10 protein-coding genes are annotated in these 10,107 nt (G+C 42.3%); all 10 read left to right on the top strand.

Translation table 11 applies throughout. From position 1 onward, the window contains the following. Window positions 1-64 precede the first annotated feature (64 nt). The 10 genes from bshB1 to tseB all read left to right on the top strand — a co-directional run bounded on the left by bshB1 (window position 65) and on the right by tseB (window position 10,055). The gene (bshB1, locus tag ACRRMM_RS01320; RefSeq protein ID WP_025207539.1) at window positions 65-769 is read left to right on the top strand and encodes a bacillithiol biosynthesis deacetylase BshB1; all 705 of its coding nucleotides are present in this window, start codon (window positions 65-67) and stop codon (window positions 767-769) included. Between the two features lie 2 nt (window positions 770-771). Further along, window positions 772-1,917, top strand: coding sequence for an N-acetyl-alpha-D-glucosaminyl L-malate synthase BshA (gene bshA / locus ACRRMM_RS01315; RefSeq protein WP_008344584.1), 1,146 nt, complete (start codon window positions 772-774; stop codon window positions 1,915-1,917). Next, on the top strand, window positions 1,910-3,112 hold the full coding sequence (locus ACRRMM_RS01310) for a CCA tRNA nucleotidyltransferase (protein WP_035391671.1): 1,203 nt from the start codon (window positions 1,910-1,912) through the stop codon (window positions 3,110-3,112). The genes bshA and ACRRMM_RS01310 overlap by 8 nt, the downstream gene beginning before the upstream one ends. Further along, entirely contained in the window at window positions 3,085-4,068 is a 984-nt protein-coding gene (locus tag ACRRMM_RS01305) for a biotin--[acetyl-CoA-carboxylase] ligase (protein ID WP_144610240.1), read from the top strand. Before ACRRMM_RS01310 ends, ACRRMM_RS01305 begins: the two co-directional genes overlap by 28 nt. 199 nt (window positions 4,069-4,267) lie before the next feature. Then, on the top strand, window positions 4,268-5,107 hold the full coding sequence (gene panB, locus ACRRMM_RS01300; RefSeq protein ID WP_008344587.1) for a 3-methyl-2-oxobutanoate hydroxymethyltransferase: 840 nt from the start codon (window positions 4,268-4,270) through the stop codon (window positions 5,105-5,107). After that, window positions 5,104-5,970, top strand: coding sequence for a pantoate--beta-alanine ligase (panC, locus tag ACRRMM_RS01295; RefSeq protein WP_017359739.1), 867 nt, complete (start codon window positions 5,104-5,106; stop codon window positions 5,968-5,970). The genes panB and panC overlap by 4 nt, the downstream gene beginning before the upstream one ends. Further along, window positions 5,963-6,346: an aspartate 1-decarboxylase gene (gene panD / locus ACRRMM_RS01290; protein WP_017359738.1), complete on the top strand. Its 384-nt coding sequence runs from the start codon at window positions 5,963-5,965 to the stop codon at window positions 6,344-6,346. Before panC ends, panD begins: the two co-directional genes overlap by 8 nt. A 115-nt stretch (window positions 6,347-6,461) precedes the next feature. Then, window positions 6,462-9,254: an ATP-dependent DNA helicase DinG gene (gene dinG, locus ACRRMM_RS01285; protein ID WP_428828417.1), complete on the top strand. Its 2,793-nt coding sequence runs from the start codon at window positions 6,462-6,464 to the stop codon at window positions 9,252-9,254. 132 nt (window positions 9,255-9,386) lie between these two features. Beyond that, window positions 9,387-9,557, top strand: a complete 171-nt coding sequence (locus ACRRMM_RS01280) for a YpmA family protein (protein ID WP_008344594.1) — start codon at window positions 9,387-9,389, stop codon at window positions 9,555-9,557. Between the two features lie 12 nt (window positions 9,558-9,569). Further along, window positions 9,570-10,055 carry a cell wall elongation/penicillin-binding protein regulator TseB gene (gene tseB / locus ACRRMM_RS01275; RefSeq protein WP_017359736.1) on the top strand — a complete coding sequence of 162 codons (486 nt, stop codon included), beginning with the start codon at window positions 9,570-9,572 and terminating at the stop codon, window positions 10,053-10,055. Window positions 10,056-10,107 lie beyond the last annotated feature (52 nt).

The following is a 10,107-nucleotide window of genomic DNA, read 5'->3' as shown; positions in this document are numbered from 1 at the left end:
TTAGTCAGGAATTTAAATAAAGGTACGTTTGATTTTCGAGATGTAGCAAAAAACGGAGGAACACATGAAACCACTTGATATCCTTGCATTCGGTGCCCATAGCGATGATGTAGAGATCGGTATGGGTGGAACGATTGCAAAATACGTAAAAAAAGGGGCACGTGTTGGGATTTGTGACTTGACTCAGGCTGAATTATCTTCAAATGGAACGGTTGAAAGCCGAAAAGAAGAAGCCAGAGCAGCCGCTGCCATTTTAGGCGTCACGACTCGAATCCAGCTCACGCTGCCAGATAGAGGACTTTATCTCAATGACGAAGCGATGAAAGAAATTGCAGGTGTCATCCGAACATACAAACCGAGACTTATTTTTGCCCCGCACCACCAAGATCGACATCCTGATCATGGTCATGCGGGTTCACTTGTAGAAGAGGCCGCTTTTTCTGCAGGTATACATAAATTTGAAGATTCATACAAGCAGCCAGCGCATAAAATAAGCCAGATGTATTATTACATGATTAACGGCCACCATCGTCCAGATTTTGTGATCGATATCTCAGACGAGATGAACCAAAAAATTGATAGCTTACATGCGTATAAAAGCCAATTTGTCAAAACAGAGAGTTCAGTGGAGACACCGCTTGTAAATGGTTATATTGATTTTGTCAAAATGAGAGAGTCGATGTATGGAAGGGAAGTCAATAAACCTTTTGCAGAAGGGTTTCTGACAAAGAAGCCACTTTTGATGGACGATGACTTACTTGGGGGGTAATTATGAAAAAATTGAAGATCGGAATCACTTGTTATCCGAGTGTTGGCGGTTCGGGCATTATTGCCACAGAGCTTGGAAAACGTTTAGCTGAAAAAGGGCACGATGTTCATTTCATTACCTCAAGTATTCCGTTTAGACTCAATAAAGTGTATCCGAATATTTATTTTCATGAGGTGGATGTCAATCAATATGCTGTGTTTCAATATCCGCCTTATGACCTTGCACTGGCAAGTAAACTCGCAGAAGTGGCAAAACGAGAGAAGCTTGATATTATTCATGCGCATTATGCGGTCCCTCACGCCGTCTGTGCGTTCTTAGCTAAGCAAATGACTGGACAGTCTGTCAAAGTCGTCACCACGCTTCACGGGACGGATATTACGGTTTTAGGCTATGACCCATCTTTAAAGGAAGTCATCCGGTTTGCGATCGAATCATCTGACCGCGTAACGGCTGTATCACATTCATTAGCTGCGCAGACATACGATCTGATTAAACCGAATAAAAAAATTGATACGATCCATAATTTCGTCGATGAGCGCGTATATTTGCGTGAAGATCACGAAGTGCTGAAGACGCATTATGGTCTTCTGCAGGATGAGAAGGTCGTCATTCATGTATCAAATTTCCGTAAAGTGAAGCGGGTGCATGACGTGATCCATGTGTTTAAACAGATTTCTGAACAGGTGAATGCAAAACTGCTACTGATTGGGGACGGACCTGAAAAATCGGTTGTTTGCGAGCTTGTGAAAAAGCTTGGATTAACGGACCGCGTGTTATTTTTAGGAAAGCAAGAGAAAGTGGAGGAGCTCTATTCGATTAGTGATTTGAAGCTGCTGCTTTCTGAGAAAGAGAGTTTTGGTCTTGTACTACTTGAAGCAATGGCATGCGGAGTACCTTGTATAGGAACAGACGTTGGAGGAATTCCAGAGGTGATTGCACATGGAGAGACAGGATTCCTTGTTCCGCTTGGTGATGTAGATGGAGCAGCAAAACATGCCATCACTATTCTGAAAGACAATGCGCTCCATCAGCAAATATCGATGGCAGCCAAGTCTAGTGTGGAAGCCAATTTCTCTTCTGACAAAATTGTGAGAGAGTATGAAGAGCTTTACTTAGAATTGATCGAAGGTGATGTTGAAGATGAATGAACCATTCACACATGCGATCCCTATTTTACATACACTGCACGAACATGGGTATCAAGCTTATTTTGTCGGCGGTGCGGTGAGAGATGTCCTTTTAGGCAGGGAAGTTGGGGATATCGATATTGCGACAGATGCCACACCTGATGTGGTGGAGTCTTTATTTGATAAAACAGTAGATGTCGGCAAAGAGCATGGCACTGTTATTGTTTTACTTGACGGGGTCAGCTATGAGGTCACTACGTTTCGGACTGAATCAGAATATGAAGACTTTCGCCGGCCTAAAGAAGTGGCGTTTATTTCATCACTAAAAGAAGATCTTTTAAGAAGAGATTTAACGATCAATGCAGTAGCCATGGATATTCATGGTGACATCATTGACCATGTAGGCGGCAAGCGGGATATTAAGCGGAGACGAATTCAAACGGTTGGAGATCCTGCGTGCCGCTTTCAAGAAGACGCGCTTCGGATGATGAGAGCGGTGCGGTTTTTAAGCCAGCTCGGGTTTGAGCTTTCTAAAGAGACGGAAGAAGCAATGAAAAAAGATAAACATCTGCTTGCCAACATCTCTGTTGAACGCAAAAAAATCGAAATGGAAAAACTTTTAAAAGGCCGCTACTGTGAGCAAGCCATCAAGGTGCTCATCTCCACCAAATTGTATGAAGAATTGCCCGGCCTCAAAAAGGATCAGCTGAATGAAACGTTCCAAGCTTTCCCGTATTATTTATTGGATGGGTTAGATGAGGTGTGGGGAGCCTTTATCCATTTACTTGGTCTAGATGAGGCGGAGGCGGTGTCCTTTTTAAAAGAATGGAAGTTATCAACGAAACTTTTAAAAGAAGCCGTTGCTATTAGCAAATATGTTGATTGTGACTGGGATGCGGAAAAAATGTTTGAAGCTGGTGAACATGTCCTGCTTTCTAGTATGAAAATCACGCAGCTCAAACATGAGCGTCGCATTTTCTTTGATGAGCTGGAGGCGGCGAAACGTTCATATGATGCGCTGCCGATTAAACAGCTTCAAGACCTTGCAGTGTCAGGAAAAGATTTGATGGCCTTTCGGCAAAAGCCAGCTGGTAAATGGATTGCAGAAGAGCTTGCTTTTGTGAAAAAAGCCGTTTTGCAAAACCAGCTTGAAAACCGAAAAGAAGCCATAGAGGAGTGGCTCATAGCGTGCGATCAGCGATTAGAAAACGATTAATTGAACTATTTACAGCATCTGAGCAAGATTTTGTCTCAAGCCAGCAAATATGTGATGAGCTTGGCTGCTCCCGAACGGCAGTATGGAAGCATATAGAGGATTTGCGAAAAGAGGGATATGAGGTCGAAGCGGTCAGAAGAAAAGGATACCGGCTGCTTCGTAAACCGGACAAAATTAGTGAAGACGAAATTCTGTTTGGTTTGGAAACAGAGCTGTTTGGCAGGCATATTTATTTTCAAGAAGAAGTCGCCTCAACTCAGATCATTGCCCATGACCTCGTCAATAAAGGAGCCCCGCACGGCTCGCTTGTTGTCAGTGATCATCAGACAAACGGAAAAGGACGCCTTCAAAGAACGTGGCACTCACCAAATGGGACAGGCATATGGATGAGTTTGATTCTCCGGCCAGAAATACCGTTGCACAAAGCGCCGCAAATGACGCTTTTAGCATCTGTCGCGATCGCTGAAGCCATAGCGCAGCAAACGGGTCTCAGTCCATCGATCAAATGGCCAAACGATATTTTGCTAAACGGAAAAAAGGTCGTTGGTATTTTGACTGAATTAAAAGCAGAAGCTGACCAAGTTCACGCAGTCATTATTGGCCCAGGCATTAACGTGAATCAGACGGCAAATGATTTTCCTGAAGAATTAAAGGATGTTGCGACGAGTTTGCGAATGGAGCTTGGTCAAAAGGTAGACAGAGCGGCACTGATTCAAACCATCATGTCCACCTTTGAAAAAAGGTATGATGAATATATGACATATGGTTTTGCTCCGATCAAACAATTATGGGAATCGTATGCGATGACCATTGGAAAACGTATCATCGCACGCACCGTCAATGGACAATATGCTGGAACGGCGCTTGGGATTAACGATGAAGGCGTTCTCTTACTCGAAACGGAGGGCGGAATCCAAAACATCTACTCCGCTGACATTGAGATCAAGTCAACTTAAGTGGAACACCCGGCACATTTTTGATATACTTCGTGTGGGCAGTATCTGAAAAAGAACTGTACCTGTTAGGAAGAAAAATTCGATAAATTTCTGCCTTGATCCTAAGGGACTTGGACAGAGGGATGATTCGTCTGCACATGAGAGATAAAAGCGTGTGAGATCAGACAAGCCATCTCCTCTCCAGAATGAGGAGGAACAAATGAAGACAAAGTTAGATTTTTTCAAAATGAAAGAACAAAACGAACCTATCGTGATGCTGACAGCATACGACTATCCAGCTGCAAAGCAAGCGGAAAAAGCGGAAGTCGACATGATCTTAGTTGGTGACTCACTTGGGATGGTTGTCCTTGGACTTGATTCCACAGTGCAAGTGACGATGGATGATATGATTCATCACACAAAAGCAGTCAAAAGAGGCGCAAAAGACACATTTGTTGTGACGGATATGCCATTTATGTCTTATCATTATTCATTAGAAGAAACGATGAAAAATGCAGCACGCATTATGCAAGAAAGCGGTGCTGATGCCTTAAAGCTTGAAGGTGGAGATGGAGTATTTGAATCCATTCAAGCACTTACAAGAGGCGGTATTCCTGTTGTAAGCCATTTAGGGCTCACCCCTCAATCAGTCGGTGTCCTTGGCGGCTATAAAGTGCAAGGAAAAGACAAAGAGAGTGCACAGAAATTGATTGAAGATAGTCTGAAATGTGAGGAAGCAGGTGCCATCGCCCTTGTGTTAGAGTGTGTACCTGGTGAACTGACAAAACGGATTACTGACATGCTAAAGATTCCTGTGATCGGAATTGGGGCAGGGGCTGAAGCAGATGGACAAGTTCTCGTTTACCATGATGTGGTAGGGTACGGCGTGTCTAGAACACCTAAATTTGTGAAACAATACGCGCAAATCGATGCTGTATTAGAAGAAGCGCTCATACAATATACAAAAGAAGTAAAAGCACGCACATTCCCAGAGGATGCTCATACCTTTCATATGAAAGAAGAAGTCCTTGATGGTTTATATGGGGGGATCAAGGAATGAAGGTTGTTTCCCATATTCATGAATTAAAAGAAATGATCAAGCAGCATCAAAAGAAGCAGCATTCCATTGGATTTGTCCCTACAATGGGTTTCCTTCATGAAGGACATCTTACGCTTGCAAAAGAAGCAAGAGATCAAAATGACATTGTGGTGATGAGCATCTTTGTCAATCCATTGCAATTTGGACCGAATGAAGACTTTGAATCCTATCCAAGAGATATGAAAAGAGACCAGCGTCTTGCTGAAGAAGCTGGAGTAGATATATTATTTACACCTGATGTGAAGGAAATGTACAAAGATGAGCCATCGATTACGATGACTGTTCAAAAGCGTACAGACGTCTTATGCGGGAAGAAACGCCCAGGACACTTCGACGGCGTTGTCACGGTGCTCACAAAGCTGTTTCACCTTGTCGCACCAACCAATGTATACTTTGGTCTAAAGGATGCACAGCAAGTCGCTGTTATCGATGCGATGATCAAGGATTTCTTTTTTGATCTTCACCTTGTGTCTGTTCCTACTGTTCGAGAAGAAGACGGTTTAGCGAAAAGTTCAAGAAACGTGTATTTGTCTGAAACAGAAAGGCAAGAAGCACCTGCTTTATACCGGGCATTAAAAAAAGGACAGACAGCTGTAGAAAAGGGTGAACATGATGTAAATCGTATTTATCAATTAGTGGAAGAGGAGATTCTTCAAACGAGTGGAGAAATCGATTATATTGACATTTACTCCTATCCAGAGCTTGAACCCCTTCAGCACTTAACGGGGCAAGTGATCATTGCCATTGCTGTGAAGTTCTCCCGGGCAAGACTGATTGATAATGTGATTTTCCATGTTCCTGAAAGCGGTGAAAAACATGTATAGAACTTTTATGACCTCGAAACTTCATAAAGCGACAGTGACTGAAGCAAACTTACACTATGTAGGTAGTATTACTATCGACGAAGATTTGCTTGATGCGGCAGGCATGATGGCAAATGAGAAAGTGCAAATTGTCAATAATCACAATGGTGCTAGACTTGAAACATATATCATCCCTGGAGAAAGAAAGAGCGGTGTCATTTGTTTAAATGGTGCGGCAGCAAGATTGGTTCAGCCAGGAGATGAAGTCATTATTATCGCTTATGGGATGTTGTCAGAGGAAGAAGCGAAATCGCACACACCTAAAGTGGTCGTGTTAAATAAACAAAATCAAATTGAACAAATGATTGGGCAAGAGCCTGCGAGAACGATTTTATAACGCACGCTCACATGGAAACAGAACAGTTTCATCATAAGGAAGCTGTTCTGTTTCAGCTATATTGCCCAGAGTGTGTTTCACTATGAGTGGAACGAGGAATTGAGGTGTCCATTTTATGACCGATCAAAGGTTTGTTGTCGTTGATATTGAAACCACCGGGAATTCACCAAAAAAAGGTGATAAAATCATTCAAATTGCTGCGGTGGTCATTGAAAATGGACAAATTGTCGAACGGTATTCAAAATATGTGAACCCAGGGAAAACGATTCCTGGATTTATTGAACAGCTGACAGGTATTAAGCAGCACATGGTTGATGACGCGGTGTTTTTTGAGGACATTGCCCAAGAGGTGTATGATCTCATACAGGGCGCTTATTTTGTTGCGCACAATGTTCATTTTGATTTGAACTTTTTAAACGATGAACTAAAAGCATGCGGGAAAAATGAGCTGGATGTGCTAGCGATTGATACGGTTGAAATTTCTAGAATTCTTTATCCTGAGCTTGAAGGTTATAAGTTAACTGAATTAAGCGAAGAGCTCATGCTTCCACATGACCACCCGCACAGAGCGGATAGTGATGCGGAAGTTACTGCCATGTTATTTTTAACCTTATTACATCAATTAAGGAATACACCGCCAAATGTGTTAAAACAGCTGCGCAGATTATCCTCTTATCTTCTAAGTGATATAGGACTTTTAATTAAGCAGCTTGAAACCAATCACACGAGTCAGGATGATTCGCTTGTAGAAGTAGGATCTTTTGCTGTGAAAGATGTGACCAATCCGATCACTGAATCGACATATGCAGTAGGCGCTGACGACGAGCAGCTGTTTCAGGAGATAAAAGAGAAGCTTCCTCAAACATTAGAAGGCTATGAAGTAAGAGAAGGCCAGCTCACGATGATGAACAAAGTAAGAGATGCGTTCCATGAAAGAGCTTATGCGTTAATTGAAGCGGCGCCGGGAATCGGGAAAACACTCGCTTATCTTATACCAGCTGCTTTAGAAGCAAAGAAATCAGGAAAACCTGTCATTATCAGTACATATTCTATTTTACTACAGCAGCAAATGCTTCAGCGCGATGTTCCGCTACTCAAGCAATTGCTCCCATTTGAGCCAGCCGCCTGTGTGTTTAAAGGGCGGGCACATTATATTTGTTTAGATAAGTTTGAGCATGTGCTGCATGAGGAAGATGATAACTATGATGTTGTCTTAACAAAAGCGCAAATTTTAATGTGGCTCCTTGTCACTGAAACAGGTGATTTGTCTGAACTGAATTTACCGTCAGGAGCTGCAAATATAAAAGACCGTATCTCTTGTGTACACATGCCATTTACATCGAAAAAACGCCGTTTTAAAGAACATTGTTTTTATGAACGGGCTAAACGAAAGGCTCAAACCGCTGACTTAATTTTGACGAATCACCGTCTACTTTTATCCCAAACGGAAGGAGCCTCTATCTTTCAGGATGCAGACGTCTATGTGATTGATGAGGCCCACCAATTTGAAAAAACAGCCAATGAAACGCTAGGTGACAGTGCGTCTTATATCCAGCTTCATGCGAAATTAACGCAGCTTGGCTCTTTGCATGGCGGGCTGCTTAAGAAATTGAAAAAGAGATTTCATGGGGCAGGTTTATCAACTGACACCTTTATTGAAATGGACGAGTATCTTCAGCAGCTGCAGATGGAAAGTGACGCATTTTTTAGTACCGTTCATTCTTTTGTCAAAAGGACAAAACCAAAAGCGGACATCAATCGTCTCATTCATAGAGTCCGTCATCATTCAAAACATGCTCAGTGGGTCCGAATTAAAGAATCAGCGAGTAAGCTTTGTTCGTTATTGATTGCTTGTGAGAAACTGTATGAGCAGCAAAAAAATGAGCTGCTTCACAAAAGTGATCAGTTCATAGAACACTTTGCATTTGAAGCAGAAGAATACGATCAAGTGATGTCGTTTATGCAGACATTCTGCAGTACGCTGTACCGGTTTATCTTTGAACCAAACAATGATGAAACCGTTTGGATTGAGATTGATGCAAAGGGTGCCAAGAATGCTGTCTTTATGCACGCGCAGCCGCTAGATACAGGGGAGCTGCTAGCTGATCGGTTTTTTATGAACAAAAAAAGCGTCGTCCTCACATCAGGGACGCTCACCATCAATCGACGCTTTGATTATTGCTTGGAACGATTTGGCCTGCAAGATTTTTACCCACACCTTGTCCAAATTGATTCACCTTTTGAACTTGAAAAACAGCTTAAGGTCGTTGTACCGGCTGACATGCCGCCGATCACAAACCGTGATGAACGCGATTATGTGAAGCAAGCTGCAACATATATTAAGATCATGGAAAAGCAGGATCAAGCGAAAATATTGGTGTTATTTAATTCACATGAGATGTTAAAAGCAGTGTATGAAGAGCTGAAATCAGAAGGTATGCAATCGGCCTTGTTTGCTCAAGGTTTGACGGGCGGGAGCCCTGTAAAATTGACAAAAATGTTCAAATTGGCGAAGCAAGCCATCTTGCTAGGAACAGGGAGTTTCTGGGAAGGTGTGGATTTTCCTGGCTCGGAGCTAACGACCGTCATTATGGCAAGGCTTCCTTTCCGACCGCCCGATTCACCGCTCATTGAAGCAAAATGTGAAGCGGCAAAAAAACAGGGGAAGAATCCGTTTAAAGCCGTCTCTCTCCCGGAAGCTGTGTTAACTTTTAAGCAAGGAGCCGGCCGCTTGCTGCGCTCGGAAAAAGACATTGGAACATTGCTGATTTTAGACCGCCGAGTGAAAACCGCTTCGTATGGAAAACTATTTTTAGAATCACTTCATCATGCGCCAGTTCACGAGATGTCCAAAGAGTCGCTTGAGGCGTATATAGAAAAGCTTAACAACGAAAAGCCGCTGTCATAAGCGGCCTTTCACTGGTGTGGGTTTGGAGTTAATTTATCGTAACGGCTTTTTATGTTCCGTTGTAAAAATAGTATCGGTTCTCACATTGAAAAGTATGACTAACAATATTTACGTACCGAGGAGGAATTAGAAGTGGAAAGTAAAATAGAGGTACTTTCAACTGTTCAAATTAAGCATTCAGAAGACCTATACAAAATCGTCGATTTGCTGAACAGAACGCTTAAAAGGGAAGATCTTATGTTTGGATTAGCATTAGATCAAGAAGATCAAAATCAAGCGATATTTACCATATATCGCACATAGGGGAAGCTTGACATGAAAAAAATAGTTTGGATTATTTCATCCGTTGCTGCGCTCGTTTTACTCATTGGCATCATTAGCTTTTCGTGGATTTATCAAATGGCCATGGGTCAAAAAGAAGAAGGTCATGAGGCAGCGATTGAACGAGCAAAAAAGCAAGCATCATTGGCACAAGTAGAGCAAGTGGATACCTTTGTTGGGAAAGAAAAGCAATTTATTGTGGAAGGTAAAAACAAACAAAACGAAGCGATCTATGTGTGGGTACCTGCCAGCAAAAAAGAAAAAGTCATTGCTAAAAAAGCAAAAGAAGGCATTACTTCAAACCAAGCAGTACAAGCCGTTCAAAAGGAGAACACCATTTCTAAGCTGAAAAATGTTCAATTAGCAAGAGAAGGTGACGTCCTCCTTTGGGAAGTAACGTACTTAAATGAGAACAGCCAATATAGTTTCAGCTATGTTGATTTTACGACAGGACGAGTGGAAAAAAATTTAACACCGTAGTTTCTTCTGTCTTGCGTTGACCATGCTGATTTAGAACGGTTATAATAAAATG

Origin of the sequence: Bacillus sp. XT-4, from assembly GCF_050864245.1 — a bacterium.
In the GTDB taxonomy this organism is placed as follows: Bacteria; Bacillota; Bacilli; order Bacillales; family Bacillaceae; genus Bacillus; species Bacillus altitudinis.
The sequence above is the reverse complement of the archived record's forward strand: the minus strand, read 5'-3'. Positions and strand labels throughout refer to the sequence as shown.

Coding starts and splice junctions, on each gene's coding strand:
- bshB1 (WP_025207539.1), top strand. CDS start 65: ATGAAACCACTTGATATCCTTGCATTCGGTGCCCATAGCGATGATGTA.
- bshA (WP_008344584.1), top strand. CDS start 772: ATGAAAAAATTGAAGATCGGAATCACTTGTTATCCGAGTGTTGGCGGT.
- ACRRMM_RS01310 (WP_035391671.1), top strand. CDS start 1,910: ATGAATGAACCATTCACACATGCGATCCCTATTTTACATACACTGCAC.
- panB (WP_008344587.1), top strand. CDS start 4,268: ATGAAGACAAAGTTAGATTTTTTCAAAATGAAAGAACAAAACGAACCT.
- panC (WP_017359739.1), top strand. CDS start 5,104: ATGAAGGTTGTTTCCCATATTCATGAATTAAAAGAAATGATCAAGCAG.
- panD (WP_017359738.1), top strand. CDS start 5,963: ATGTATAGAACTTTTATGACCTCGAAACTTCATAAAGCGACAGTGACT.
- dinG (WP_428828417.1), top strand. CDS start 6,462: ATGACCGATCAAAGGTTTGTTGTCGTTGATATTGAAACCACCGGGAAT.
- tseB (WP_017359736.1), top strand. CDS start 9,570: ATGAAAAAAATAGTTTGGATTATTTCATCCGTTGCTGCGCTCGTTTTA.